This is a genomic window from Burkholderia sp. B21-005 (assembly GCF_020843965.1).
GTDB lineage: Bacteria > Pseudomonadota > Gammaproteobacteria > Burkholderiales > Burkholderiaceae > Burkholderia > Burkholderia ambifaria.
The window spans coordinates 3,464,351-3,490,645 of sequence record NZ_CP086301.1; the positions used below are offsets into that span (position 1 = coordinate 3,464,351).

Below are 26,295 nucleotides of genomic sequence, written 5' to 3' on the forward strand. Positions count from 1 at the left end.
ATCGCTCGTTCAGAACGAACCGCCACGCCGTTTGCGCGTCTGAGCATTATTTAACCGATCACCACGCGCCCGGCGCCGACCATGGAATACAGTCCGCCGCCCCTCTTCAAGCAAGGTCCGCCCGCGCTCGCGCGGCTCATCTTCTTCGTCGCCCTCGCCATCGCGCTCCTCGTGTCGGACGCGCGCTTCAGCACGCTCGAAATCGTCCGCGGCGTGCTCGGCACCGTGCTGTACCCGCTGCAGCGCGCGGCGCTCGTGCCGCGCGACCTCTTCATGGGCGCGGCCGACATCGCCGTCACGGGCGCGTCGCTGCGCCACGACAACGACGCGCTGCGCAAGCGCAACCTGCAACTGTCCACGCAAGCCAATCAGGCCGCCGTGCTCGCGCAGGAAAACATGCATCTGCGCGCGGTGCTCGAGCTGCGCCAGCACATCGCGACGCAGTCGACCCCGGTCGAGATCCAGTACGACACGAGCGACCCGTTCACGCAGAAGATCGTGATCGGCCAGGGTTCGCAGCAAGGCATCCAGAACGGCTCGCCGGTCGTCAGCGAGGACGGCGTGGTCGGCCAGGTCACGCGCGTGTTCCCGCTGCAGGCCGAAGTCACGCTGATCACCGACCGCGATCTCGCGATTCCCGTGCAGGTGCTGCGCACCGGCCTGCGCAGCGTGATCTATGGCACGCCGAAGGGCGATTCGCTCGATCTGCGCTTCGTGCCGACGAGTTCGGACCTCGTCGCGGGCGACGAGCTCGTCACGAGCGGCCTCGACGGCGTCTATCCGCCGGGCCTGCCGGTCGCGAAGGTCGTGCGCGTCGACAAGCTCGCCGATACCGCGTTCGCCCGCGTGACCTGCGCACCGGTCGCTGCCGTGCGCGGCGCGCGCCAGATGCTCGTGCTGCATTACCAGAACGACGTCCCGCCGCGTCCGGCCGAGCTCGAGCCGGCCGCCGACAAGAACGCGAAGGGCAAGAAGGGCGCGAAGGCCGCCGCGAAGGGCGAGAAAGCCGAGAAGGCCGACGCGAACGCGAAGCCGGCCGCCGCGGCCGCACCCGGTGCGAAACCCGCGCCGGCGGCCCCCGCCGCTCCAGCCCAGCCCGCTGCCGCGCCCGCGAAGCCCGCGGCCGGGCAACCAGGAGCCCAGCGATGAACCGTCCGCAATACATCCTGCAGCCGGTCAACCCGTACTTCATCGTCTTCAGCCTCGCCGCCGCGTTCCTGCTGAACCTGATGCCGTGGGGCCGCCTGCCCGGCGTGCCCGATTTCGTCGCGCTCGTGCTGCTGTTCTGGAACATCCATCAGCCGCGCAAGGTCGGGATGGGCGTCGCGTTCGTGCTCGGCATCCTGATGGACGTGCACGACGCAGGGCTGCTCGGCGAGCACGCGCTCGCCTATACGCTGCTGTCGTACGGCGCGATCACGATCCACCGCCGCGTGCTGTGGATGCCGATCGGCGTGCAGGTGCTGTATGTCACGCCGCTGCTCGTCGTCGCGCAGCTGGTGCCCTTCGTGATCCGCCTCGTGATGGGCGCCGCGTTTCCCGGCTGGCGCTATCTGGTGGACGGCTTCGTCGAGGCCGCGCTGTGGCCGATCGCGAGCCACCTGCTGCTGATGCCGCAACGCCGCCCGGTCGACCCGGACGATACGCGCCCCATCTGAGCCGCACCGGGACCGACCTTGAACACCCACCGCCCCCACACCCGCCGCGCACCGCGCTCCGGGGCGGCCCCTCGCCCGCGCGCGCTCGCCGTGCGTGGGCCGGATCAAATGTAACCGCATGACCGAATTCAACGACACCCAACAGCAGCTCTCGAAGTTCCGCCTGCGCGTCGCGGCGGCGGGCGTGTTCGTGTTCGTCTGCTTCGGGCTGCTCGCGAGCCGCTTCTTCTACCTGCAGCTGATGCAGCATGGCAAATACGCGCTGCAGGCCGAGGAAAACCGCATCTCGGTCGCGCCGATCGTGCCGAACCGCGGGATCATCACCGACCGCAACGGCGTGGTCCTCGCGAAGAACTATTCGGCGTACACGCTCGAGATCACGCCGTCGAAGCTCGACGACACGCTCGACAACACGATCGACAAGCTGTCCGAGATCATCCCGATCGACGCACGCGACCGCCGCCGCTTCAAGAAGCTGCAGGAAGACTCGAAGAACTTCGAGAGCCTGCCGATCCGCACGCGCCTCACCGACGCGGAAGTCGCGCGCTTCACCGCGCAGCGCTTCCGCTTCCCCGGCGTCGACGTGCGCGCGCGACTGTTCCGCCAGTACCCGCTCGGCATGACGGCCGCGCACGTGATCGGCTACATCGGCCGGATCTCGAAGCGCGACCAGGATCGCATCGATGCGATGAGCGACGACAACGACAGCGATCAGGAACATTACGATCCGCGTCGCGACGCGAACAACTACAAGGGCACCGACTACATCGGCAAGATCGGCGTCGAGCAGAGCTACGAAGCCGAGCTGCATGGCCTCACGGGCTTCGAGGAAGTTGAGGTGACGGCCGGCGGCCGGCCCGTGCGCACGCTGTCGCGCACGCAGGCGACGCCCGGCAACAACCTGGTGCTGTCGCTCGACATCGGGCTGCAGCAGGTCGCCGAGCAGGCGTTCGCCGGCAAGCGCGGCGCGCTCGTCGCGATCGAGCCGAAGACGGGCGACGTGCTCGCGTTCGTGTCGTCGCCGAGCTTCGACCCGAACTCGTTCGTCGACGGCATCGACCAGCAGACCTGGGACGAGCTGAACAACTCGTCCGACAAACCGCTGCTGAACCGGCCGCTGCACGGCACCTACCCGCCCGGCTCGACGTACAAGCCGTTCATGGCGCTGGCCGGCCTGACGCTCGGCAAGCGCACGCCGGGCTGGGGCTTCCAGGATCCCGGCTACTTCACGTTCGGCGGCCACACGTTCCGCAACGACGTGCGCTCGGGCCAGGGCTGGGTCGACATGAACAAGGCGATCATGGTGTCGAACGACACCTACTTCTACATGCTCGCGCGCGACCTTGGCGTGAACGCGATCGCGAACTTCATGAAGCCGTTCGGTTTCGGCCAGATCACCGGCATCGACATCCAGGGCGAGGCGCGCGGGATCCTGCCGTCGACCGACTGGAAGAAGAAGGCGTTCAAGAAGGCCGCGCAGCAGAAGTGGTTCGACGGCGAGACAATCAGTCTCGGGATCGGCCAGGGCTACAACTCGTACACGATCCTGCAGCTCGCGCATGCCACCGCGACGCTCGCGAACAACGGCGTCGTGATGAAGCCCCACCTCGTGAAGGAAGTCGAGGATCCGATCTCGCGGGCACGCCACCTGACCGTGCCGAAGGAAAGCGAAGTGATCCCGCTCAAGCAGGGCGACATCGACGTCGTGAAGCGCGGGATGGAAAACGTGATCGAGAATCCGTCCGGCACCGCGTACAAGGTGTTCCGCGGCGCCTCGTACCTCGCGGCCGGCAAGACCGGTACCGCGCAGGTGTTCTCGCTGCAGGGCTCGAACTACAAGGGCCACCTGCTCGCCGAACACCTGCGCGACCACGCGCTGTTCATCGCGTACGCGCCGGTCGATCATCCGCAGATCGCCGTCGCGCTGGTCGTCGAGAACGGCGGCTGGGGCGCGCAAGCCGCGGGCCCGATCGCGCGCCGCGTGCTCGACTACTACCTCGTCGAACGTCAGAACCCGAAGAACGAGGCCGCGGCCGTGGCCGCCGCCGCGTCGGCGACCGAGCCGGTGAGCGTGCCCGTGGTCGGCGACGCATCGAAGCCCGCCGCCGTCGCGGCCGGCTTCACCGCGCTGCCGCAGCCGGTCGTGCCGACCGCGGCGAGTGCGGCGAGTGCGGCGAGTGCGGCGAGTGCGGCGAGTGCGGCGGACGCCGCGTCGGCGCCCGATGCATCGAGCGCGGCGCAGCCGTCCGACGCGAGCGCCGCGGCGCCGATGGCCGCCAGCCTGCCGCCGATCCGGCGCCCGCACCGGCCGCACCGGCCCGCGAGCGGCGCACAGCCGGTCGCCACCGCGCCGCGCGACGACAACTTCCGTGCCTCGGCCACCGCGAAAGCGGTGAACGCCGGCACCGCTCATTAACGGAGAAAGGCATGCAATTCGACAAGCGCGCCTGGCTCGACAAGATCAAGCAGATGTTCGCGGGTTTCGACCGCCCGCTCGCCCTCATCGTGTTCCTGCTGCTGTGCGTCGGCATCGTCACGCTGTACAGCGCGGCGATCGACATGCCGGGCCGCGTCGAGGACCAGCTACGCAACATCCTGCTGACGTTCGTGCTGATGTGGGTGATCGCCAACATCCCGCCGACGACGCTGATGCGCTTCGCGGTCCCGCTCTATACGTTCGGGGTCGCGCTGCTGGTCGCGGTCGCGCTGTTCGGGATGACCAAGAAGGGCGCGAAGCGCTGGCTGAACGTCGGCGTCGTGATCCAGCCGTCCGAAATCCTCAAGATCGCGACACCGCTGATGCTCGCGTGGTACTACCAGCGCCGCGAAGGCGGGCTGCGCTGGTACGACTTCGTCGTCGCGTTCGGGATCCTGCTCGTGCCGGTCGGCCTGATCGCGAAGCAGCCCGACCTCGGCACCGGCCTGCTCGTGTTCGCAGCCGGCCTCTTCGTGATCTACCTCGCCGGCCTGTCGTTCAAGCTGATCGTGCCGGTGCTCGTCGCGGGCGTGATCGCGGTCGGCTCGATCGCCGTGTTCGAGGAGCGCATCTGCCAGCCCGAAGTGCAGTGGCCGCTGATGCACGACTACCAGAAGCACCGCGTGTGCACGCTGCTCGACCCGACCTCCGACCCGCTCGGCAAGGGCTTCCACACGATCCAGGCCGTGATCGCGATCGGCTCGGGCGGCGTGCTCGGCAAGGGCTACCTGAAGGGCACGCAGGCCCACCTCGAATTCATTCCGGAGAAGCACACCGACTTCATCTTCGCGGTGTTCTCCGAAGAATGGGGGCTCGTCGGCGGCCTCGTGCTGCTGACGCTGTACATGGCGCTGATCGCGCGCGGGCTCTACATCGCCGCGCAGGGCGCGACGCTGTTCGGCCGGCTGCTCGCGGGCTCGCTCACGCTCGCGTTCTTCGTCTACGCGTTCGTCAACATCGGGATGGTGAGCGGCGTGCTGCCCGTCGTCGGCGTACCGTTGCCGTTCATGAGCTATGGCGGCACCGCGCTGGCGACGCTCGGCGTCGCGATCGGGATGATCATGAGCGTCGGGCGACAGCGGCGGCTGATGAAGAGCTGACGCTGCGGCATGGCACGCAGCTGCAAGCAGTCGCAGCAATGAAAAACGGCGCCGTGAGCGCCGTTTTTCGTTGGGCAGGCCGAATGCGGCGGATACCGCCGTCACTGCGGTGTCGCGCGTGGGCTCACGTGGTCCGCACCGGCGCCCGATGCCGGCTCCGGCGTCTTCAATCGCGCGCTCAGCTCCTTGAATTTCAGCTCGGCCGTCTCGTCGCCCTGCGCGGCCGCGGCCGCATAGTACGCGCGCGCGATGTTCAGGTTCTGCGTGACGCCGTCGCCGCCGCGCTCGTAGAACGACGCGGTCACGTACTGCGCGGTCGGCTCGCCCGCGTCGGCCGCCTGCTTGTACCACGCGAACGCCTGCCGGTTGTCGCGCGGTGTGCCGCGCCCGTCGAGGAACTGGTTCGCGAGCGACAGCGCGGCCTGCACGTGCCCCTGCTTCGCCGCGCGCATGAACCAGCGGTGCGCTTCGGCCGGATTGCGCGCGACGAATTCGCCGTCGTCGAACATCCGTCCGTACACGTACTGCGCATGCGACATGTTCGCGTCGGCCGCCCGCTTCAGCCAGCGCAGCCCTTCGTCGACGTTCGCGGTCACGCCGACGCCGGTGAGCAGCATCATCGCGTAGTTGAACTGCGCGAGCCGATCGCCGCGTTCGGCTGCGTCGTGGAACTGCACCAGCGCCGCGCGATAGTCGCCGGCGTTGTAGGCGGCCACCGCCGCTTGCGTCTCGTGTGCCGGGTCCGGTTTCGCGCGCGGCGCATTCTGCGCCGACGCCGCGACGCACACGACCCACAGCCCCAGCATCGCGCCGATCCGCCCGCGCGCACCGGTCGTGCGCCGCGCGCGGCCCGTCCCCGCGCCATCGCCGCCGTTCATGACCGCACCTCCTGCAGCGCCTGCCGCGTCGCGCGCAGCAGCCAGGTCACGTCGGCCGACAGCGTGACCATCCGGTAGCCGGCCTCGCGATACTGGCGTGCGATCGCTGTATCGCTCGCGAAGATGCCGACCGCGACGCCAGCCTGCTTGCCGGCCGCGAGCACGCGCGCCATCGCGGTCTCGACATCCGGGTGACGGCTGTCGCCGAGATGCCCGAGGCTCGCCGCCAGATCGGCCGGGCCGACAAACAGGCAGTCGACACCCGGCGTCGCGGCGATCCGCTCGACTTCGTCGATGCCGCGCGCCGATTCGATCTGCACGATCACCGCAATCTGGGCGTTCGCCGTCTGCAGGTAATCGCGGCGCATGCCGAACGCCGCCGCGCGCACCATGCCGGCCACGCCGCGCAGCCCGTCCGGGGAATCCGGCGACGGGAAGCGCGTGAGCCGCACCGCGTGCGCGGCCTCGTCGGCCGTCTCGATGCACGGGAACATCAGCGTGCGCGCGCCGGCGTCGAGCGCGCGCTTCACGAGCCACGGCTCGCGCCCCGGCACCCGCACGACGGGCTCGCTCGGCAGGTGCGCGGCGGCCAGCGCGCGCAGTTGCGACGCGACGTCCCGGCTGTCGTTCGGCGCGTGCTCCATGTCGATGCAGAGCCAGTCGTAGCCGGCGTGCGCGAGCGCTTCCGCGGCCGAATCGCAGCCGAGCGACAGCCACAGGCCGTATAGCGGCTCGTCGCCGTCATGCAGACGTTGTTTGAGGGAATTGGTGAGCGTGCTCATCGATACGGCCTCCTGGCGGACAGGCAATCGAACGGAACAGGCAACGGGGGACGGCCGGACGGCAGCAGCCCGATCGCGGGCGCGCAGGCTGCGCCACGCAACGATCATAGCGCGCCGTCGGGTGAAATGTGGGGAGACAGGCGAAGCGGGCCCGATCGGGCACCGCATGGCGGGCGACCGGCGGCGGGCGACCGGCGGCCGGCCGCCGAGCGCATGCTCGGGCCGGCAATGCCGCGTCAGCGGGCGGGATCGCGCTCGACGTCGGCCCAGCAGTTCGGCGTTTCGTACAGGCGCACGCGCTCCAGCCGCAGGTTCACGCCGTAGTGCGCGTCGTACACGTTCGCGAGGATGTCGAACGCGATCGCCGCGAGGTTCTCGACCGTGGGGATCCGGTCGAGCACGACTGTCTTGTGGTCGGCCATCTGCTCGAGGAACGAGCGCACGACTTCGTCGCGCGCGTAGACCAGGAACGCGTGGTCCCACTTGTTGACGAGGTGCTCGACCGCGAGCGCCTTCACGTCGGCGAAATCCATCACCATGCCGCGGTCCGGCGCCCCCTCGGTATCGACGAGATCGCCGCGCAGCGTGACTTCGAGCACGTAGCGATGGCCGTGCAGGTTCCGGCACTGGCTGCGGTGATCGGGAATGCGGTGGCCCGCGTCGAATTCGAGTTTTCGGGTAATCAGCACGATGTCAAAGGCCGTGGCTCAGGGAATGTTCAGGTATTTATGGGTTTGCATCGACAGCCGCCACTGCGGATGCCGCTTGCACCAGTCGATCGCGAGCTTCGTGTTGAGATCGCGCGACGGGCCGTCCATCGGCTGCACGAGAAAATACTCGAAATCGAGCTTCGCGTAGTCGGCAAGCCGCTGGTTGTCCTGCGGGATCACGACCTTCAGTTCGTTGCCCTTCGTGACGACGAGCGGCGCGTCGGCCTTCGGGCTTACGCAGATCCAGTCGATCGTCTCGAGCACCGGCAGCGAGCCGTTGGTCTCGATCGCGATTTCGAAGCCCGCCGCGTGCAGCGCGTCGACGAGCGGCTGGTCGAGCTGCAGCATCGGCTCGCCGCCCGTGCAGACGACGAAGCGATGCGCTTCGCCGTCCGGCCACAGGCCGGCGATCGTCGCGACGAGCGCTTCGGCGTCCTTGAACTTGCCGCCGTTCTCGCCGTCGGTGCCGACGAAGTCCGTATCGCAGAAGCGGCACACGGCCTCCGCACGATCCTCTTCGCGGCCCGACCACAGATTGCAGCCGGCGAACCGGCAGAACACGGCCGGACGGCCCGCGTTCGCGCCCTCGCCCTGCAACGTGTAGAAAATTTCCTTGACCGCGTAAGTCATCGTGCTTCGTCCGGCTCGCGCCGCTCGTTGTCGATCAGAATCCGTTATTCATCAAGCGCTGCCGGCGCACCCGCGTCACAGCGGCGCTTCGGTCACCCGCTCGCCCTTCAGGTAGGCCTCGTAGCCGCGCTTGCGCAGCTTGCAGGCCGGGCATTCGCCGCAGCCGAAGCCCCAGTCGTGCAGTTCCGCGCGCTCGCCCACGTAGCACGTGTGCGTCTCGACGCGGATCAGCTCGACGAGCGCGTCGCCGCCGAGTTGTTCGGCGAGCTGCCAGGTCTGCGCCTTGTCGAGCCACATCAGCGGCGTCTCGAGCACGATGCGCGTGTCCATCCCGAGGTTCAGCGCGACCTGCAGCGCCTTCATCGTGTCGTCGCGGCAGTCAGGGTAGCCCGAGAAATCGGTCTCGCACATCCCGCCGACCAGCACGCGCAGCCCGCGGCGATAGGCGATCGCGGCCGCGATCGTCATGAACAGCAGGTTGCGGCCCGGCACGAACGTGTTCGGCAAGCCATTCGCCGTGGTCTCGATCTCGATCGTGCGCGTCATCGCGGTATCGCTGATCGCGCCGAGCACCGACAGGTCGATCATGTGATCGTCGCCGAGGCGGCCGGCCCAGGCGGGAAACTGATGCTTCAGCGCGTCGCGCACGCCTTCGCGACATTCGAGTTCGACGCGGTGGCGCTGGCCGTAATCGAAGCCGAGCGTCTCGACCGTCTGGTAGCGTTCCAGGGCCCAGGCCACGCACGTGGCCGAGTCCTGCCCGCCGGAAAACAGCACGAGCGCGCCGTCTTTAGCGTCTGTCCGAATCACCGTGATACTCCGTGAATGTATAGGCTCGCGTCGCGCTGCGCCCCGGGGCCGGCTGCCGCCGGGCGGCCCGACACGTGCCGGCCTGCGCCGGCTCGACCAGTATAGGCAGCGCCGTCGTCCGCGAACGCGGCGGAGCGCTTATACCGCCCATCGCGCGGCATCGGTGCCGCGCGTCACGGCGGCGCCTGCGGGCAGCCCTGCCGTGCGCATGAAGCGATGCGCTAAGTCATTGAGCGGGCACGGATTTTATCACGCTCCGGCGAATGCTGCCGGCCGCACGCCGATGCCGCGCAAACCCACCACAAACGAAAAACCCCAAGAACCTTCCGATTCTTGGGGTTGGAACTGCTGGTGGCCTGGGACGGAATCGAACCATCGACACGCGGATTTTCAATCCGCTGCTCTACCAACTGAGCTACCGGGCCAACGAAGAAGAGAAAGTATATCCAGCCCTCTTACTTTGCGCAAGTAGTTTTCGCAAAATATTTTACGCGGCGCCTTCCGACGGCTTCTTGCCGAGCTCGACGCCCAGCTGCTTGAGCTTGCGATACAGGTGCGTGCGCTCGAGGCCCGTCTTCTCCGCGACGCGCGTCATGCTGCCGTTCTCGCGCGCGAGGTGATATTCGAAGTACGCGCGCTCGAACGCATCGCGCGCTTCGCGCAACGGGATGTCGAACGGAATCGCGGCCGTCTGGCCCGCGAGGCCGAGCGCCGCGGCCATGTCGTCGCCGAGCGTCGGCAACGCGGCCGCGGACGCGACCGCCGCCGGACCCGAAGCCTGGCCGCCGCCGGCCTTCGCCGCCGAGTTGACGGACACCGGTGCCGCGCCGCGCACGAGACCATGCTCGACCGACTTCAGCAGCTTCTGCAGCGCGATCGGCTTCTCGAGGAAATCGAGCGCGCCGATCTTCGTTGCCTCGACGGCCGTGTCGATCGTCGCGTGCCCGGACATCATGATCACGGGCATCGTCAACAGGCCCTGCGCCGCCCATTCCTTGAGCAACGTGACGCCGTCGGTATCGGGCATCCAGATATCGAGCAGCACGAGATCGGGCGCCTGATTCAGACGGTATTCCCGCGCGGCCTGCGCGTTCTCCGCCGCCTCGACGACATGTCCTTCATCGCTGAGGATTTCCGAGAGCAATTCCCGGATGCCCATTTCATCATCTACCACCAGGATGGTTGCCATTTACGCTGCCTTTGTCTGCACACTTGCTTTTGTCTTAGCGGGGGCCGTCCCGACCTGCGCGCCGGGTTCGGCGCCTGGCGTATCGCTCGCCATCTGCAGGAACAGGATCGACACCTGCGCACCCTCGACGGTCTCGCCGTGCATGCGATTGCGCAGATCGATCCGCGCGCCGTGCTCATCGACGATTTTCTTGACCATGGCCAATCCGAGCCCCGTGCCCTTCGCCTTCGTCGTCACGTAAGGCTCGAACGCACGGGTCAGGATGCGTGCCGGAAAACCGGGCCCGTTGTCGGACACGGTAAGACGTACCGCGACGCGCGTTTTGCCCTCGGCGTCGGGATCGCCATATTCTACTGTCTTGGTTTCGATCAACACACGCGGATGCGCGACTTCCGCAACCGAATCCTGCGCATTCTGCAGCAGGTTGTGGATCACCTGGCGCAGTTGCGTCGCGTCGCCGCGAATCACCGGCAGCGACGGCGCGAGTTCGGCGACGATCGCGCTCTTGCCCTCGCCGACACCATACAGCCCGAGCACCTCGCTCGCCAGTTCGTTCAACTGCAGGTTGCCAAGCACCGCCGGCGGCGTGCGCGCATATTCGCGGAAGTCGTCGACCATCCGCTTCATCGCGGCCACCTGGTTGACGATCATCGTCGCGCCGCGCTTGAGCACGTCCGCATCGGGCGGCGCGAGCTTGTCGGACAGCTTCATCTGCAGCCGCTCGGCCGACAGCTGGATCGGCGTCAGCGGGTTCTTGATCTCGTGCGCGAGCCGCCGCGCGACCTCGCCCCATGCGACCGAACGCTGCGCGGAAATCACGTCTGAGATGTCGTCGAACACGACGACATAGCCGGACGTCTGCGGATCGTCGGCCTCTCCCTCGACCGTCGACACGAGGCGCGTGCCGCGCACGAGCAAGGTCAGCGGATCGGCTTCGCCCGGCACTTCGACCGCGAACTGCTGCTGCCAGTGGCCGCGATCGCCGCTGGCGCCGTCGGAAGCCGCCTCGCGATCAGCGAATGCCTTGCGCACCATCGCGCCGAATTCCGCCACGACGTCGATCCGGTCGAGCGCCGTGCCGATCATCGCGCTGAACGGCTGCCGGAAGATCCGCTCGGCGCCGCGGTTGGCCGTCGTCAGCCGGAACTGGCGGTCGAGCACGAACACGCCGGCGGTCAGGTTCGCGAGGATGCTCTCGAGATACGTCTTCGAATGCTCGAGCGCGATCCGGTTCTTCTCGACCGCGAGCCGCGCCTCGGACAGCTGGCGCGTCATCGCGTTGAACGACTGCGTGAGGAAGCCGAGCTCATCGCGTGACTTGATCTCGCGCTTCGGCGTGTAGTCGCCTTCGGTGATCTCCTTCGTGCCCTGCGCGAGCAGGAACAGCGGCCGCGCGAGCTGCTGGCCGAGCGCGAGCGCGAGCATCATCGCGATGAAGGTCGCGAGGAACAGCGCGAGCGTCAGCGTGCCGATGTACATCTTGCGCAGCCCGGTGCGGCCGAGCGCTTTTTCCTGGTACTCGCGATACGCGCGCTGCACCGCGTCGGCGTTGTGCGCGAGCGTGGGCGGCACCGGCTGCGTGAGCTGCAGGAACCGCTCCGCCGGCTGCAGCAGCGACGTCGTCGCGTCGGGAATCGGCCGCACGACGCGCAGCCGCAACGCGCCCTTCGCGCCATGCGCGCGCGGGTCGCCGTCGACTTCGCCCTCGATCGCCGCGTATGCGCCATGTTCACGCGCCTGGCTCAGCATCAGCGGCGTCGGCAGGTCGTCCGGAATCAGCACGGCGAAATTGCCCGATGCCTGCGCAACGATGTGCAGGTCGGGCGCCGCACCCGAGCCGCCGCGGCTCGGCTCGACGATCGTCGCGTCCTGCACGCCGAACTGGTCGCGCAGGCGCAAGAGCGTGAGCGTCGTGCCGTTCGTGTTCGCATCGACGCTCGCGAGCTGGTCGGACATCAGGCGCGCCTTCGTCTGCAGGTCGGACAGCGACGCGTCGAGCATCCCGCGGCCGAGGTTCAGGCCGGCCGTCAGCGCAGTTTCGACGTTCACGTCGAACCACGACTCGATGCTGCGCGACACGAACTGGTACGACACGATGTAGATGATCCCGCCCGGCACCACGCCGACGAGCGCGAAGAACACCGCGAGCTTCGCGAGCAGCCGCGTGCCGAACTTGCCCTTCCTCAGGCGCACGACGATCATCCCGATCAGCCCGAGCACCACCAGCAGGAACACGAGCGCGACGATGATGTTCATCGCGTACAGCCACGAGTAGTAGCGGTCGAAGAACTCGGTGTTCGCGCTCGCGGCCGCGAGCAGCACGAGCAGCAGCAGCGCGGTGAGCGCGACGGTCGATACGATGACGCGAACGAGGAGGCTCTTCCCGCTGGCCGCGCGGCGCACTTTATTTAGCACGTTCGGTCACCGTGAAGTTGAAGCGCTTCCAGTCCGAGCCGAGCGTCCAGTCGCGGTTGTTCACCGCGTCGACCTGGAACGGCTTCGGCATCAGCGCCGTATCGAGCTGCATGCGCACCGAGGCCATGTAGGTTTCGCCGGCCCGCACCTGGTTGCGATCGATCACGTGCCACGACGTGATGTGCCGGACGACCGCGAGCGCGTCCCTCAGCGACGGGAAGCCGAGTTGCAGCCCGCCCGTCGACACGCGGTACTCGCGCGTGAGCGGCTGGAACGACAGGCGGATCGTCTGCGACACCGACACCGGCTGCTCGTCGAACCAGTACCAGCGCGCGCGGCTCAGTTCGAAGTCGGTCGTGAAGTAGAGCGGGATGCCCTTGTTGACGGCATCCTCGAGGTTCGGGTTCAGCTCGAAATCGAAGCGGGCATCGAGGCTCCAGCCGCTTCCGTCAGCCTGCAGCGAGGCGCGCTGCACGGCGATCGACTCGGCGCGCGCCGGCCGAACGACAGTCAGGCACAGCGCCAACGCGACCAGCAGGACGGCCGCGAGCCGAAGTGGAAAAAGGTGTTTGATCGTCACCGTTTCTGAAACCGCGCGTAGAAAAATCCGTCGTGATCGGTGTTCTGGTCGAGTGCGCCGGCCGCTCCGGCATGCACGCCGCCCGGCAGCAGTTGGCCGGGCGCGTCCAATCGTACCGCATCTTCACAGGCCGCTTCAAACCAGCGGGCCTGCAATTCGCCCTCCTCGGGAAAGATCGAACAGGTCACGTAGAGCAGTTCGCCGCCCGGCTTCACGAGCGGCCACAACGCCGTCAGGATGCGGCGTTGTTCCGCGACGAGTGCCGCGATGTCGGCTTCGCGGCGCAGCCAGCGGATGTCGGGATGACGGCGCACGATGCCCGACGCCGAGCACGGCACGTCGGCGAGGATGCGGTCGAACGGCCGGCCGTCGTACCACGCCTGCGGTGCGCCGGCATCGCCGACGCGCACGTCCGCCGCGAGCGACAGGCGCGCGAGGTTCTCGCCGATGCGCGCCGCGCGGGTCGCGTCGCTTTCGAGCGCAACGACCTCCGCGCCAGCCAGCTCGAGGATATGGCCGGTCTTGCCGCCCGGTGCCGCGCATGCGTCGAGCACGCGCATGCCGTCACGCGCGCCGAGCCATTCGGCGGCGAGCTGCGCGCCGGCATCCTGCACCGACACGACGCCGTCCGCAAAGCCCGGAATGCGATCGACCGGCAGCGCCGATGCGAGCCGCACCGCATGGCGGCCGATCGCGGTCGCGTCGATCCCGTTCGCGCGCAGCGTGTCGAGATACGCGTCGACGCTCGCGCGGCGCGCGTTCACGCGCAGCGTCAGCGGCCCCTGGCGCTCGCCGGCCGCGAGGATCGCCTGCCAGGTGTCCGGCCACGCGCGCTTCACCGCATCGATCCACCACGGACGGTAGTTCCAGCGGGCGACCGGATCGTCCTGCAGCGCCGCGACGAGCGCGTCGCGCTCACGCTGGAAACGGCGCAACACCGCGTTCACCAGCCCCTTCGCGAACGCGAATTCGCGCCGCGCGCCGATCACGGTCACGGCCTGGTCGACGATCGTGAACGCCGGATACGCGGCCGTCTCCTCCGGATCGAGCAGCAGCGCGAGCGCGCCGGCGAGTACTGCCTGCACGTGCGCGGGCGGCGCCTTGCCGACGAGCCGGCCGATCAGCCAGTCCGCACTGCCGAGGCGACGCATCGTCCTATATGCGACGTCCTGCGTCGCGCCGCGCGCCAGCGTCTGCGTGCCGGCCGGCATCTGCGCGAACACCGCGGCCAGTGCCGCCGGCAGCGCGGTGCCGTGCCGCACCGCATCGACTGCCTGCGCAGCCGCGTCGAGCGCGAAGCCCAGCGAATCGGGCGCGAGACGCAGCGCGGACAGGCGCGCAGGGCGGCCGGAGGAAGACGGAGCGGAGGAACGGGTTCGTGTCATCGGAGCAAAATCGGCAAACGGGCGCCGCGAGCGGCGGGAACCCTGCGGCCGTGCGCGGCCGCCGCGATTCCAAACCGCGCATTGTAGCGTGAGGCCATGCGGCCCCTTTATGGGACGCACAAATGAAACACCCCGCAGCGCGAGGCGTGCGGGGCGATGTGTCGAGCGCGACGCGACTTAGTCGAAGCGGCCGGTACGCGCCATCTCCATCAGGCGCGCGATGCGCTCCTCGGTCGCCGGGTGCGTGGAGAACAGGTTCTGCAGGCCGCCGCCGTGCAGCGGGTTCATGATCATCATCTGCGCGGTGGCCGGATGCGCTTCGGCCGCCTGGAACGGGATGCCCGCCGCATAGCGATGGATCTTGTCGAGCGCGGTGGCGAGCGACTGCGGATCGCCGGAGATCTGCGCGCCGCCGCGATCGGCCTCGAATTCGCGCGCCCGCGAGATCGCCATCTGGATCAGCGCGCCGGCGATCGGCGCGAGCAGCGCGACCGCAATCCCCGCGATCGGATTGGCCGGGCGGCCGTTTTCGTCGCGACCGCCGAAGAACATCGCGAAGTTGGCCAGCGCCGAGATCGCGCCCGCCATCGTCGCGGTGATCGTCGAGATCAGGATGTCGCGGTGCTTCACGTGCGCGAGCTCGTGCGCCATCACGCCGCGCATCTCACGCTCGGACAGCACGCGCAGGATGCCCGTCGTCGCTGCGACCGCCGCGTGTTCCGGGTTGCGGCCCGTGGCGAACGCGTTCGGCGCGTCCTCGTTGATCAGGTAGACGCGCGGCATCGGCAGGTTCGCGCGCGTGGCAAGCTCGCGCACCATCCGGTAGAACTGCGGCGCCGTGTTCTCGTCGACTTCCTGCGCGTTGTACATGCGCAGCACCATCTTGTCGGAGAACCAGTACGAGAAGAAATTCATGCCGAGCGCGAACAGCAGCGCGATCGTCATGCCGCGGGTGCCGCCGATCATGCCGCCGATCACGATGAACAGGGCCGTGATCCCGGCCATCAGCATCGCCGTTTTGACCCAATTGAACATACCCACTCCTTATCCGTCAGGGGACCCGTCGCGCATCACAGGGCGCGACGGAAAATTGTAAGCGATTTGTTAGATAAGGTCTTGTTCGAAAAATTCAATCTCAGCGTTGCGATGTTGCAAGCCGAAGGCCCAAGCCGACGAAAGCGCTGCCGACCGTACGGTCGAGCCACTTCTTGACGCCCGGCTTGCCGGAAAAGCGCTGCGTGACGCTACCCGCGACCCAGGCGACCAGACTGGTCCAGACCGTGCTCATCGCAACGAATACCGCACCGAGGGTCAGGAACGCCCAAGCCTTGTGCGGACTGTCGGCCGACACGAACTGCGGGAAGAACGACACGAAGAACAGCACGACCTTCGGATTCAGCACGTTGGTCCAGAAGCCCTGCATGAACAGCTGGCGCAGCGGCTTTGCGGCCGTGCCCTGCGCGGCTTCGGCGCCCGACGGCTCGGCGGCCTGCTTCGTGATGATCATCCGCGCGCCGAGGTAGATCAGGTAGGCGGCGCCGACCAGCTTGATCACCGTGAACGCGGTTGCCGATGCCGCCAGCAGCGCGGTCAGGCCGAATGCGCATGCGAGCGCGTGAACACAACAGCCGGCCGAAATGCCGAACGCCGACATCAGCCCTGCGCCGCGCCCCTGGGCGACGCTGCGGCCGACGATGTAGGCCGTATCGGGGCCGGGCGTGATGTTCAGCAGGAACACCGCGAACACGAAGAAGCCGAAATGGGTGATGCCAAGCATGAAGACCTCGAAACCGAACAGCGCGAGGAAATTCTACGCGCGCCTGCCGCGCCGTGCGACTCGGCCGTTCGGCCAATTGCGTGCGGCCGGCAGGTCGGGTCGAATGACGCTCAGGCCCCGTCGGGCAACGCGAAGCGCTGGCCTGCGGCGAGCGGCGAGCCGGCCAGGAATTCGCGCGCGGGCAACCGCTTGCCGCCCGGCTTCTGCAGTTGCGTGACGCGCAGCGCGCCGCTGCCGCACGCGACGATCACACCTTCCGGCGCAGCGTCGACGATCGTGCCGGGCGCCGCGTCGCCGCGCGCCGCCACGGGCTCGGCCGCCCAAAGCTTGATGGCCGCGCCGTCGAGCGTCGCGACGCCACCCGGGAACGGGTCGAACGCGCGCACCTGGCGCGCGAGCACGTCGGCCGGCTTGCGCCAGTCGAGCGCGGCCTCGTGCTTGCCGATCTTTTCCGCATAGGTCACGCCGTCGGCCGGCTGCGGGGTGGCGGGCAGCGCGCCGTCGCGCTCGAGCCGCACCAGCGCGTCGACGATCAGTCGCGCGCCGTCGGCGGCCAGCCGGTCGTGCAGGGTGGCGGTCGTATCGTCGGGCGCGATCGCGACGCGCGCTTCCTCGATCATCGCGCCGGTGTCGAGGCCGACGTCCATCTGCATCAGCGTGACGCCCGTCTCGGCGTCACCGGCCTCGATCGCGCGGTGGATCGGCGCGGCGCCGCGCCAGCGCGGCAGCAGCGACGCGTGGATGTTGATGCAGCCGGCGCGCGGAATGTCGAGCACTTCCTGCGGCAGCAGCAAGCCGTACGCGGCGACCACCATCACGTCGTGCGGGGTCGTGCGCAGCAGTTCGATCGCGTCGGCCGCCTCCGCCGGGTACTTGCCCGCACGGCGCAGCGACGGCGGCTGCGCGACGGGCATCCCGTGCTCGACGGCATAGCGCTTCACGGCGCTCGCCTGCAGCTTCATCCCGCGCCCGGCAGGGCGATCGGGCTGGGTGAGCACGAGCGGCACCGGAAAACCGGCCTCGTGGATCGCGGCGAGTGCGGCCGCGGCGAATTCCGGCGTGCCGGCAAAAATCACGCGCAACGTATGGGTCATGAAAGCGTTCGGGAGCGGGCTGGGCGAACGCGCGTCACATCGCGCGTTCGAGTTTCTTCATCTTCGTCTTGATGCGCGTCTGCTTCAGCGGTGACAGGTATTCGACGAAAACGCGCCCCATCAGGTGATCCATCTCGTGCTGCACGCACACGGCCAGCAGGCCCTCGCAGTCGAGCTCGAAGGTCTCGCCCTGCTCGTTGAGCGCCCGCACGCGCACGTGGTCCGGGCGCTCGACCTCGTCGTAGATCCCGGGCACCGACAGGCAACCCTCCTCGTAGACCTGCTTCTCGTCGCTCGACCAGATGATCTCGGGATTGATGAACGCGCGCAGCTCGTTCTTCTCTTCGGAGATGTCGATCACGATCACGCGCTCGTGCACGTCGACCTGCGTCGCCGCGAGGCCGATCCCCGGCGCTGCGTACATGGTCTCGGCCATGTCGGCGATGAGCTTGCGAATTCGGTCGTCGACCTTGTCGACGGGCTTGGCGACCTTGTGCAGCCGCTTGTCGGGGTAATGAAGAATGTTCAGCAATGCCATGGTGTTCGGTATTCGGTATTCGGTGGAGCGGCGGGCCGCATCGGCCATCCGGCCGGCTGGCGCCACTGCCGGGATGCAATGAAGATGAGGCGGACGCGCGGCATATCAACGCCGCAGGTCATGCCTCCTGCAAATGGCCGGACGCCGGTGGCGCGCGGCCCTGTCGAGTATTTCGGATGATGAAAATTTTATCATGGCGCCACGCTGTCCGCTGGCCGTCGCATTCGAGGGGAACCTCATGTCGCCGCAAGCGCTGACCCCTTCCGCGCTGCGCGCGTGGCTGCAGCTCGCGCATGCACCGGGCCTCGCGCCTGCCGTGCTGCACGCGCTGCTCGATGCATTCGGCTCGCCGGCGGCGCTGCTGTGCGCATCCGACCAGGCCATCAGCGCGGCGAGCAGCGCGGCCGCCGCGCGGGCGGTGCGCGCCAGCGAGCGGCACGACCTCGACGCGCGCACCGACGCCGCGCTCGCGTGGCTCGATGCACCGGGCAACGCGATCGTCACGCTCAACGATCCCGTCTATCCGCCTCGGCTGCGCGACCTGCACGATCCGCCGCCGCTGCTATATGTAAAGGGCCGGCTCGACCTGCTGCACGCACGCGGGCTGGCCGTCGTCGGCAGCCGCCACGCGACGCCGCAAGGGCTCGCCGACGCAACGCGCTTCGCGCATGCGCTGTCCGATGCGGGGCTCGCGATCGTCTCTGGCCTCGCGCTCGGCATCGACGGCGCCGCGCATCGCGGCGGGCTCGACGGCCGCGCCAGCACGATCGCGGTAATCGCGACGGGCGCCGATCTCGTCTATCCGGCGCGGCACCGCACGCTCGCGCACGAGATCGCCGCACGCGGCGCGATCCTGTCCGAATGGCCGCTCGGCACGCCCGCGCGGGCGTCGCATTTCCCGCAGCGCAACCGGCTGATCGCCGCACTCGCCCTCGGCGCGCTCGTTGTCGAAGCCGCGCCGCGCTCCGGCTCGCTGATCACCGCGCGGCTCGCGAACGAGCTGGGCCGCGACGTGTTCGCGATGCCGGGCTCGATCCACGCGCCGCTCGCACAGGGCTGCCACGCGCTGATCCGCGACGGCGCGAAGCTCACCGCTGCGCCGCTCGACGTGCTGGAGGAATACGGGCTGGGCGAACCGGCGGCTCACGCCATCCACGTCTCGGCGCATTCGCGATCGAGCCCTGATAACGTCGAAGCAGCGGGCACGGTGGGGCAACGCGCGGGCGAGCCTGCCGCGAAGGCCGGCTCCGCCGTTCCGGCCGCCGCATCCGCCGCAATCGGCGGCGCGCCACCCGATACCCCGGCCGAACGATCGGTGCTGGCCGCATTGGGATACGGCCCCGTTACCTACGAGTGGCTCGCCGAGCATAGCGGCCTGTCCGACGACGTGCTGCACCGCGCGCTGCTCGCGCTCGAACTGGCCGGCCGCGTCGCGAGCGTGCCCGGCGGACGCTTCGCGCGGCTTGACGCGGCGCCCACCCCGCCCCCGTGCGGCATGCTACATTCCCCCGGATAGGGGCGGCCGTGCCGCCGACGTTACCCAAGGAATTCCATGCCCGCGCTGAATCTCGACACCGATGCCGATCGGATCGCCGAGCGCCTCGCCGATCCCGACACGCTGCTGGTCGCCTGCCTGTGCGCCGAGTGGTGCGGCACCTGCCGCGACTACCGGACGGCCTTCGACCAGCTCGCCGACGCCCATCCCGACGCCTGCTTCGCGTGGATCGACATCGAAACCCATGCCGATCGGCTCGACGATCTCGACGTCGAGAATTTCCCGACGATCCTGATCGAGGATGCGAACACCGCGCGCTTCTTCGGCACGGTGCTGCCGCACGCTGCGATCGTCGAACGGATGTTGTCCGACCTGAGCGCGGTACCCGGCGCGCCGCACGCACCGAAATTGCGCACTATCCTGAACGTCGAGGCGTAAATCGCGCACCGGCCAGGCGGCTTCTCGCGACGTTGCGCGTGCCGTCGGGCCGGGCGCTTGCCGCCATTGCGCCCCCCCTCTATGATGAGCCGCTTTTTACACGCCGCGCCGCCGTCGCCGCGGCGTGTGCTATAAAGCCGTCGTAAAAGGGACCCACGCCGGCGAACCCGGTCTACCAACACACACCTGTCATGTCCAAAGCTCTGATCATTGCGGAAAAGCCTTCTGTCGCGAACGACATCGCGCGCGCTTTGGGCGGCTTTACCAAGCATGACGAATACTTCGAAAGCGACGAATTCGTCCTTTCGTCCGCGGTCGGCCACCTGCTGGAAATCGCCGCCCCGGAAGAGTACGAGGTCAAGCGCGGCAAATGGAGCTTCGCTCATCTGCCCGTCATCCCCCCGCATTTCGACCTCAACCCGATCGCAAAAAGCGAATCGCGCCTGAAGGTCCTTACCAAGCTGATGAAGCGCAAGGACGTCGACCGCCTGATCAACGCATGTGACGCGGGGCGCGAGGGCGAACTGATTTTCCGCCTGATCGTGCAGCATGCGAAGGCGAAGCAGCCGGTCCAGCGCCTGTGGCTGCAGTCGATGACGCCGCAGGCGATTCGCGACGGTTTCGCGCACCTGCGCAGCGACACCGACATGCAGCCGCTCGCCGACGCCGCACGCTGCCGCTCGGAAGCCGACTGGCTCGTCGGGATCAACGGCACGCGCGCGATGACCGCATTCAACAGCAAGGGTGGCGGCTTCTTCCTGACGACCGTCGGCCGCGTTCAGACGCCAACGCTGTCGATCGTCGTCGAACGTGAAGAGAAAATCCGCCGCTTCGTCCCGCGCGACTACTGGGAAGTGAAGGCCGCGTTCGCCTGCGCGGGCGGCTTCTATGAAGGCAAATGGTACGACCCGAAATTCAAGCGGGACGAGTTCGATCCGGAAAGGCGCGACTCCCGCCTGTGGAGCCTGCCGGCCGCCGAAACCATCGTCGCCGCATGCCGCGACCAGATCGGCACGGTGTCCGAGGAATCGAAGCCGTCGACCCAGCTGTCGCCGCTGCTGTTCGACCTGACGAGCCTGCAGCGCGAGGCGAACAGCCGCTTCGGCTTCTCCGCGAAGAACACGCTCGGTCTCGCGCAGGCGCTGTATGAAAAGCACAAGGTGCTGACGTACCCGCGTACCGACGCGCGCGCGCTGCCGGAAGACTACATTTCGACGGTGCAGTCCACGCTCGAGATGCTCAAGGAGAGCCACAACTACCTGCCGCATGCGAAGCGGGTGCTCGACCAGGGCTGGGTGAAGCCGAACAAGCGGATCTTCGACAACTCGAAGATCACCGACCACTTCGCCATCATCCCGACGCTGCAGGCGCCGAAGTCGCTGTCCGAGCCGGAGCAGAAGCTGTACGACATGGTCGTGAAGCGCTTCCTCGCGGTGTTCTTCCCGGCGGCCGAATTCCGTGTCACGACGCGGATCACCGAAGTCGCCGGCCATCACTTCAAGACCGAAGGCAAGGTGCTCGTCGAGCCGGGCTGGCTGCAGGTGTATGGCCGCGACGCCGAAGGCGCGGACGCGAACCTCGTGCCGGTGCAGAAGAACGAGAAGGTGAAGACCGACGAGATCGCCGCCGTGGCGCTCGTGACCAAGCCGCCCGCACGCTACTCCGAAGCGACACTGCTGTCCGCGATGGAAGGCGCCGGCAAGCTCGTCGAGGACGACGAGCTGCGCGAGGCGATGGCTGCGAAGGGCCTCGGCACGCCGGCAACGCGCGCGGCGATCATCGAAGGTCTGCTGGGCGAAAAGTATCTCGTCCGTGAAGGCCGCGAGTTGATCCCGACCGCGAAGGCATTCCAGCTGATGACGCTGCTGCGCGGGCTCGGCGTGAAGGAACTGACCGCGCCCGAGCTCACCGGCGAATGGGAATACAAGCTGTCGCAGATGGAGCGCGGCAACCTCGGGCGCGACGCGTTCATGCAGGAAATCGCCCGCATGACGCAGCAGATCGTCAAGCGCGCGAAGGAATACGATTCCGACACGATCCCCGGCGATTACGCGACGCTCGAGACGCCGTGCCCGAACTGCGGCGGCCAGGTGAAGGAAAACTACCGCCGCTTCGCGTGCACGAAGTGCGAGTTCTCGATCTCGAAGATTCCGGGCAGCCGGCAGTTCGAGATCGCGGAAGTCGAGGAGCTGCTGCAGCAGAAGACCATCGGTCCGCTGTCCGGTTTCCGCAGCAAGATGGGCCGTCCGTTCTCGGCGATCCTGAAGCTCTCGTTCGACGACGAAACGAAGAACTACAAGCTCGAGTTCGACTTCGGCCAGGACCAGGGCGGCGAGGAAGGCGAGGCACCCGACTTCTCCGAGCAGGAACCGGTCGGCGCGTGCCCGAAATGCAACGGCCGCGTGTTCGAGCACGGGATGAGCTATGTGTGCGAGCACTCGGTCGCGAATCCGAAGACCTGCGACTTCCGTTCGGGCAAGGTGATCCTGCAGCAGGAAATCACGCGCGAGCAGATGGCCAAGCTCCTCGCCGACGGCCGCACGGATCTGATGCCGAACTTCAAGTCGTCGCGCACGGGCCGCAACTTCAAGGCGTTCCTCGTGAAGCAGCCGGACGGCAAGATCGGTTTCGAGTTCGAAAAGAAGGAGCCGAAGGCTGCTGCCGCGAAGAAGACGGCAAAATCGGCGACGAAGGATGCCGAAACCGTGACGGAAGGCGCCGACGAGAAACCGGCACCGGCCCGCAAGACCGCCGCCCGCAAGACGACGGCGCGCAAGACGGGCTCGTAAGGACCCAGCCGCCGGGGGGCTCCCCCGGCGCATTGCACGCCGGTCAGCCGGTCAAACGGCGATAAAAAAACGCGGATCGATCGCTCGATCCGCGTTTTTTCTTTTGGCGCCGGCCGCGTCAGTGCGCGGCCGCCGCGCCGTTACAGCGGCGACGGCACCGCGACGCGCGGGCGCGCCGAGCGCGCAAGGCGCGGCTGCAGGTTCGGGTCGGTCGATTCGGGCTGCTCGGCACGCATCTCGACGCCGATCGGCGCAGGCATCGCACTCTGTGCGGCCCACTGTTCGCCAATCACCGCGTCGGTCGCGTGGCTGAAATATTCGACGAGGTGGTCGATGAACGTGCGCACCTTCGCGGGCAGATGGCGCCGGCTCGGGTAGGCAATGTTGATCTCGACCTGCGGCAGCCGGAAATCCGGCAGCAACCGCACCAGCGCGCCGCGCGCGATGTCGCCGCCGATCAGGTAGCTCGGCAGGATCGCGACGCCCATCCCGAGCAACGCGAACTGGCGCAGCATCGCGGTATTGTTCGCGACGATCACGTTGGTCGGGCGCACGCGCACCTCGCCATCGGGCCCCGTGAACACACGCTCGTCGCCCCAATATTCGGTCGGCAGGCTCAGCGCCGGGTGCTCGGCGAGCTGTTCCGGATGAGTCGGCACGCCATGCTTTTCCAGGTAGCTCGGCGTCGCGCACACGGTCATGCAGCCCGTGGTCAGCCGCCGCGTGACGATGCTCGCGCTGCGCATCTGGCGCGTGACGACGATGCCGACGTCGAAACCTTCCTCGACGAGATCGACCTGCCGGTCGACCAGCGTCAGATCCGGCACCACTTTCGGGAAATTCTCCGTGTACGACTGCAGGACGGGGGCGAGGTTATGCAGGCCGAACACGACCGGCGCGACGATGCGCAACGTGCCGACCGGCTCGTGATTGCGCGCGACGACCATCTGTTCGACATCCTCGAGCTCATCGAGAATCTGGCGCGCCCGCTCCAGATAGACCTGGCCCGACTCCGTCAGCGAAAGGCTGCGCGTGGTGCGGTTCAGCAACCGCGTGCCAAGCCGGCCCTCCAGATCGGCGACGTGACGCGTCGCGACTGCGTTGGAGATATCCATTGCACTCGCGGCCCGCGCAAAACTGCCGAGATCTGCAACCTTGACGAACACGCGCATCGACTGCAAATGATCCATAAACGACTCCTGCCGCTGTTACAACTTCAAAAAGTTGAAGCCTATGCGTAATTCTCCTACGACAACGGAAATGATGCAGAGTTGCTCAACAAGGCCCCGGTTGACGATAAAAATAGTCAAAAATCCTCACTCATCGCGAACGGATGATCCAATTATTCTGATCGAAGCAACAATTGGGTGAACCTCGTCGCGTAAACGTTCGAATCAGAAAGGACGTATTTGATGCGACACAACAGCGCACCCCGCCTCCCGCGCGAAAGCGGCGCCGGGTCAGGCCGGCGCGATTGCGGCGGAGCGTAACAACCTGTTAAAAAGACACCACGACGGACACCGACGTAGCATCATGTCGGCCCCGGCCGGGCGGACGGGTGCGCGACGTGCGCCGCCGCCACCGCCGCCGCTTCCAATGCGTGACTCCCGCTGATCATGAAAATTGCCATCCTCGACGACTACCAGGACGCCGTCCGCAAGCTGAACTGCTTCGAGATGCTCGCCGAGCACGACGTGAAGGTCTTCAACAACACGGTGCGCGGCCTGGGGCAGCTCGCGAGCCGTCTCGCGGAGGTCGAGGCGCTCGTGCTGATTCGCGAGCGCACGCCGATTTCGTCGCAACTGCTCGCCAAGCTGCCGAACCTGCGCATGATCAGCCAGACCGGCCGGATCTCGAGCCACATCGACCTCGAAGCGTGTACCGACCGCGGCATCGCGGTGCTCGAGGGCACGGGTTCGCCGGTCGCGCCGGCCGAACTGACCTGGGCACTCGTGATGGCCGCCCAGCGCCGCATTCCGCAATACGTCGCGAACCTGAAGCAGGGTGCGTGGCAGCAGTCGGGCTTGAAGACGTCGGCCATGCCGCCGAACTTCGGCCTGGGCCAGGTGCTGCGCGGCCAGACGCTCGGCATCTGGGGCTACGGCAAGATCGGCCGGCTGGTCGCCGGCTATGGCAAGGCGTTCGGGATGAACGTGCTGATCTGGGGCCGCGAGCACTCACTGGAGGCCGCGCGCGCCGACGGCTACACGGCCGCCGAGAGCCGCGAAGCGCTGTTCGAGCAGAGCGACGTGCTGTCGCTGCACTTGCGCATGCACGACGACACGCGCGGGATCGTCAAGCAGGAAGACCTGATGCGGATGAAGCCGACGTCGCTGCTCGTCAACACGAGCCGCGCGGAGCTGCTGGAGGAAAACGCGCTCGTGAACGCGCTGTCGCACAACCGCCCGGGGATGGTCGCGATCGACGTGTTCGAAAGCGAGCCGATCCTGCAGGGCTACAGCCTGCTGCGGATGGAAAACGTGATCTGCACGCCGCACATCGGCTACGTCGAACGCGAAAGCTACGAACTCTATTTCAGCGCGGCGTTCCGGAACATCCTCGCGTTCGATCAGGGCGACATGTCGAGCGTGGTCAACCCGGAAGCGCTGACGCCGCGCCGCGTGCGCTGACCGGCGCGGGCCGCGCTCGCCGCGCGGCCCCGTTTCTCCTTCCCCGCCTTCAGGCGGCCACGCGGCCGCCTGTCATCGCGTCGACGCGCGTGAGGAAATGCTCGCCGTCGCGCCGCCCGAGGTCGTACGCATGCCGCATCTGCGACGGACTCGTGTAATCCCAGCTCGAAATCGGCACCTTGCTCGACGGTTGTACATAGAGCCGCCGCTGCTCGCCGTGCGCGACCGTGAACATCTGCGGGCGCGGATACAGCCGCGTGACGAGCACCAGCACGTCGCCCGGCGAGGGGTCGAGCGCGCCGACCGGCACGTTGTCGACCATTCCGCCGTCGAGCACCGGCCGGCCGCCGCGACGCAGCACCGGCGTGAACGGCGGTGTGCACGACGACTGCAGGATCAGGTCGGCGAGTTCGTCGACGCTCGTGCAGGCCTGCGCGCGCACGAACTCGGGCCGGAAGCCGAGCGTGCGCCCGAGCGTCGGGTGCAGCGTCTTGCGCACGTACTTTTCGATGTTGTACGCGACGAGGCCCGCGGCGACCGCGCTACGCGCGCCGAGCCAGCGCGGCACGTGCGACACGCCGATGCGGATCTCCGGCGCGTCGGCGAGTTGCGCGAACGGCTCGCCATAGATGTCGAGCAGCGCCTGGCGGTAGATCCGGTAATGCGGAAACACGGGCTCGCGCCCGAACAGGTTGCCCCAGTACGCGTTCTTGCGGTTGTGGCGCAGCGCTTCCTCGTAATAGCGCATCACCCACGCGGCGTCGCGCGTATACAGCATGCAGGCGGTCGCCGCGCCGGCCGAGATGCCGGCGATCACGCGCGGGCGCAAGCCGAGCGCCGGCTGCGCGACATCCCAGAAGCCGGCCTGCCACCAGCAGCGATTGCCGCCTCCCGCGAAGACGATCTGGTCGAACATCGCGC

Annotated in this window: 23 protein-coding genes and 1 tRNA gene; 8 read left to right on the forward strand and 16 right to left on the reverse strand. The window is 67.7% G+C overall.

From position 1 onward, the window contains the following. Window positions 1–81: 81 nt before the first annotated feature. The 4 genes from mreC (at window position 82) to rodA (ending at window position 5,234) form a co-directional block, all read left to right on the forward strand. A complete protein-coding gene (gene mreC, locus LMA02_RS16115; RefSeq protein ID WP_228906218.1) occupies window positions 82–1,149 on the forward strand; it encodes a rod shape-determining protein MreC in 1,068 nt (355 codons plus the stop codon). Beyond that, on the forward strand, window positions 1,146–1,658 hold the full coding sequence (gene mreD / locus LMA02_RS16120) for a rod shape-determining protein MreD (RefSeq protein WP_006755847.1): 513 nt from the start codon (window positions 1,146–1,148) through the stop codon (window positions 1,656–1,658). The genes mreC and mreD overlap by 4 nt, the downstream gene beginning before the upstream one ends. Window positions 1,659–1,776: 118 nt before the next feature. Further along, window positions 1,777–4,074: a penicillin-binding protein 2 gene (gene mrdA, locus LMA02_RS16125; protein ID WP_228906219.1), complete on the forward strand. Its 2,298-nt coding sequence runs from the start codon at window positions 1,777–1,779 to the stop codon at window positions 4,072–4,074. 11 nt (window positions 4,075–4,085) lie between these two features. Next, complete coding sequence (rodA, locus tag LMA02_RS16130; RefSeq protein WP_228906221.1) at window positions 4,086–5,234, forward strand: rod shape-determining protein RodA; 1,149 nt, start codon at window positions 4,086–4,088, stop codon at window positions 5,232–5,234. Window positions 5,235–5,335: 101 nt separating this feature from the next. Here rodA and LMA02_RS16135 read toward each other — a convergent pair whose 3' ends face one another. From LMA02_RS16135 to def, 14 genes are all read right to left on the reverse strand, one after another. Then, complete coding sequence (locus tag LMA02_RS16135) at window positions 5,336–6,112, reverse strand: tetratricopeptide repeat protein (protein ID WP_228906222.1); 777 nt, start codon at window positions 6,110–6,112, stop codon at window positions 5,336–5,338. Next, window positions 6,109–6,894, reverse strand: a complete 786-nt coding sequence (locus LMA02_RS16140; protein ID WP_228906225.1) for an HpcH/HpaI aldolase family protein — start codon at window positions 6,892–6,894, stop codon at window positions 6,109–6,111. Before LMA02_RS16140 ends, LMA02_RS16135 begins: the two co-directional genes overlap by 4 nt. A gap of 236 nt (window positions 6,895–7,130) precedes the next feature. Continuing rightward, a complete protein-coding gene (queD, locus tag LMA02_RS16145) occupies window positions 7,131–7,583 on the reverse strand; it encodes a 6-carboxytetrahydropterin synthase QueD (RefSeq protein WP_006755431.1) in 453 nt (150 codons plus the stop codon). Window positions 7,584–7,601: 18 nt separating this feature from the next. Beyond that, complete coding sequence (gene queE / locus LMA02_RS16150; RefSeq protein WP_006755430.1) at window positions 7,602–8,234, reverse strand: 7-carboxy-7-deazaguanine synthase; 633 nt, start codon at window positions 8,232–8,234, stop codon at window positions 7,602–7,604. A 75-nt stretch (window positions 8,235–8,309) separates the two neighbouring features. Next, window positions 8,310–9,044, reverse strand: coding sequence for a 7-cyano-7-deazaguanine synthase QueC (gene queC, locus LMA02_RS16155; RefSeq protein ID WP_105834806.1), 735 nt, complete (start codon window positions 9,042–9,044; stop codon window positions 8,310–8,312). A 349-nt stretch (window positions 9,045–9,393) separates the two neighbouring features. Beyond that, window positions 9,394–9,469 (reverse strand) — tRNA-Phe (locus LMA02_RS16160). 62 nt (window positions 9,470–9,531) lie between these two features. Then, window positions 9,532–10,233 (reverse strand): response regulator transcription factor EsaR, encoded by a 702-nt coding sequence (esaR, locus tag LMA02_RS16165; protein WP_228906227.1) that lies wholly within the window; start codon window positions 10,231–10,233, stop codon window positions 9,532–9,534. Next, window positions 10,234–12,648, reverse strand: a complete 2,415-nt coding sequence (gene esaS, locus LMA02_RS16170) for a sensor histidine kinase EsaS (RefSeq protein ID WP_228906228.1) — start codon at window positions 12,646–12,648, stop codon at window positions 10,234–10,236. Then, window positions 12,638–13,228 (reverse strand): DUF4390 domain-containing protein, encoded by a 591-nt coding sequence (locus LMA02_RS16175; RefSeq protein WP_166725952.1) that lies wholly within the window; start codon window positions 13,226–13,228, stop codon window positions 12,638–12,640. The genes esaS and LMA02_RS16175 overlap by 11 nt, the downstream gene beginning before the upstream one ends. Next, on the reverse strand, window positions 13,225–14,613 hold the full coding sequence (gene rsmB / locus LMA02_RS16180; protein WP_228906230.1) for a 16S rRNA (cytosine(967)-C(5))-methyltransferase RsmB: 1,389 nt from the start codon (window positions 14,611–14,613) through the stop codon (window positions 13,225–13,227). Before rsmB ends, LMA02_RS16175 begins: the two co-directional genes overlap by 4 nt. A gap of 177 nt (window positions 14,614–14,790) precedes the next feature. Next, window positions 14,791–15,648 (reverse strand): zinc metalloprotease HtpX, encoded by an 858-nt coding sequence (gene htpX, locus LMA02_RS16185; protein ID WP_006759751.1) that lies wholly within the window; start codon window positions 15,646–15,648, stop codon window positions 14,791–14,793. A 100-nt stretch (window positions 15,649–15,748) separates the two neighbouring features. After that, window positions 15,749–16,390, reverse strand: a complete 642-nt coding sequence (locus tag LMA02_RS16190) for a LysE family translocator (RefSeq protein ID WP_228906232.1) — start codon at window positions 16,388–16,390, stop codon at window positions 15,749–15,751. 110 nt (window positions 16,391–16,500) lie between these two features. Continuing rightward, window positions 16,501–17,484, reverse strand: a complete 984-nt coding sequence (gene fmt / locus LMA02_RS16195) for a methionyl-tRNA formyltransferase (protein WP_175715563.1) — start codon at window positions 17,482–17,484, stop codon at window positions 16,501–16,503. Window positions 17,485–17,518: 34 nt separating this feature from the next. Further along, window positions 17,519–18,022: a peptide deformylase gene (def, locus tag LMA02_RS16200; RefSeq protein WP_228906234.1), complete on the reverse strand. Its 504-nt coding sequence runs from the start codon at window positions 18,020–18,022 to the stop codon at window positions 17,519–17,521. Window positions 18,023–18,215: 193 nt separating this feature from the next. Here def and dprA point away from each other — a divergent pair, with 193 nt between their 5' ends. From dprA to LMA02_RS16215, 3 genes are all read left to right on the forward strand, one after another. Further along, entirely contained in the window at window positions 18,216–19,538 is a 1,323-nt protein-coding gene (gene dprA, locus LMA02_RS16205) for a DNA-processing protein DprA (protein ID WP_228906236.1), read from the forward strand. A 36-nt stretch (window positions 19,539–19,574) separates the two neighbouring features. Continuing rightward, window positions 19,575–19,955: a thioredoxin family protein gene (locus LMA02_RS16210; RefSeq protein ID WP_166724475.1), complete on the forward strand. Its 381-nt coding sequence runs from the start codon at window positions 19,575–19,577 to the stop codon at window positions 19,953–19,955. A 191-nt stretch (window positions 19,956–20,146) separates the two neighbouring features. Continuing rightward, a complete protein-coding gene (locus LMA02_RS16215; RefSeq protein WP_228906238.1) occupies window positions 20,147–22,744 on the forward strand; it encodes a DNA topoisomerase III in 2,598 nt (865 codons plus the stop codon). A 140-nt stretch (window positions 22,745–22,884) separates the two neighbouring features. On the opposite strand, the gene LMA02_RS16220 is transcribed toward LMA02_RS16215, so the two are convergent. Beyond that, window positions 22,885–23,934, reverse strand: coding sequence for a LysR family transcriptional regulator (locus LMA02_RS16220; protein ID WP_166724473.1), 1,050 nt, complete (start codon window positions 23,932–23,934; stop codon window positions 22,885–22,887). 426 nt (window positions 23,935–24,360) lie between these two features. On the opposite strand from LMA02_RS16220, the gene LMA02_RS16225 reads away from it, so the two are divergent. Further along, window positions 24,361–25,374 carry a D-2-hydroxyacid dehydrogenase family protein gene (locus tag LMA02_RS16225; RefSeq protein ID WP_006750081.1) on the forward strand — a complete coding sequence of 338 codons (1,014 nt, stop codon included), beginning with the start codon at window positions 24,361–24,363 and terminating at the stop codon, window positions 25,372–25,374. 49 nt (window positions 25,375–25,423) lie between these two features. On the opposite strand, the gene LMA02_RS16230 is transcribed toward LMA02_RS16225, so the two are convergent. Next, window positions 25,424–26,290 carry a patatin-like phospholipase family protein gene (locus tag LMA02_RS16230; protein ID WP_175704167.1) on the reverse strand — a complete coding sequence of 289 codons (867 nt, stop codon included), beginning with the start codon at window positions 26,288–26,290 and terminating at the stop codon, window positions 25,424–25,426. Between the last annotated feature and the right edge of the window lie 5 nt (window positions 26,291–26,295).

Coding starts and splice junctions, on each gene's coding strand:
- rodA (WP_228906221.1), top strand. CDS start 4,086: ATGCAATTCGACAAGCGCGCCTGGCTCGACAAGATCAAGCAGATGTTC.
- mrdA (WP_228906219.1), top strand. CDS start 1,777: ATGACCGAATTCAACGACACCCAACAGCAGCTCTCGAAGTTCCGCCTG.
- rsmB (WP_228906230.1), bottom strand. CDS start 14,613: ATGACACGAACCCGTTCCTCCGCTCCGTCTTCCTCCGGCCGCCCTGCG.
- esaR (WP_228906227.1), bottom strand. CDS start 10,233: ATGGCAACCATCCTGGTGGTAGATGATGAAATGGGCATCCGGGAATTG.
- dprA (WP_228906236.1), top strand. CDS start 18,216: ATGGCGCCACGCTGTCCGCTGGCCGTCGCATTCGAGGGGAACCTCATG.
- LMA02_RS16135 (WP_228906222.1), bottom strand. CDS start 6,112: ATGAACGGCGGCGATGGCGCGGGGACGGGCCGCGCGCGGCGCACGACC.
- LMA02_RS16230 (WP_175704167.1), bottom strand. CDS start 26,290: ATGTTCGACCAGATCGTCTTCGCGGGAGGCGGCAATCGCTGCTGGTGG.
- htpX (WP_006759751.1), bottom strand. CDS start 15,648: ATGTTCAATTGGGTCAAAACGGCGATGCTGATGGCCGGGATCACGGCC.
- mreC (WP_228906218.1), top strand. CDS start 82: ATGGAATACAGTCCGCCGCCCCTCTTCAAGCAAGGTCCGCCCGCGCTC.
- LMA02_RS16225 (WP_006750081.1), top strand. CDS start 24,361: ATGAAAATTGCCATCCTCGACGACTACCAGGACGCCGTCCGCAAGCTG.
- LMA02_RS16210 (WP_166724475.1), top strand. CDS start 19,575: ATGCCCGCGCTGAATCTCGACACCGATGCCGATCGGATCGCCGAGCGC.
- LMA02_RS16215 (WP_228906238.1), top strand. CDS start 20,147: ATGTCCAAAGCTCTGATCATTGCGGAAAAGCCTTCTGTCGCGAACGAC.
- mreD (WP_006755847.1), top strand. CDS start 1,146: ATGAACCGTCCGCAATACATCCTGCAGCCGGTCAACCCGTACTTCATC.
- def (WP_228906234.1), bottom strand. CDS start 18,022: ATGGCATTGCTGAACATTCTTCATTACCCCGACAAGCGGCTGCACAAG.
- fmt (WP_175715563.1), bottom strand. CDS start 17,484: ATGACCCATACGTTGCGCGTGATTTTTGCCGGCACGCCGGAATTCGCC.
- LMA02_RS16140 (WP_228906225.1), bottom strand. CDS start 6,894: ATGAGCACGCTCACCAATTCCCTCAAACAACGTCTGCATGACGGCGAC.
- LMA02_RS16220 (WP_166724473.1), bottom strand. CDS start 23,934: ATGGATCATTTGCAGTCGATGCGCGTGTTCGTCAAGGTTGCAGATCTC.
- queE (WP_006755430.1), bottom strand. CDS start 8,234: ATGACTTACGCGGTCAAGGAAATTTTCTACACGTTGCAGGGCGAGGGC.
- LMA02_RS16190 (WP_228906232.1), bottom strand. CDS start 16,390: ATGCTTGGCATCACCCATTTCGGCTTCTTCGTGTTCGCGGTGTTCCTG.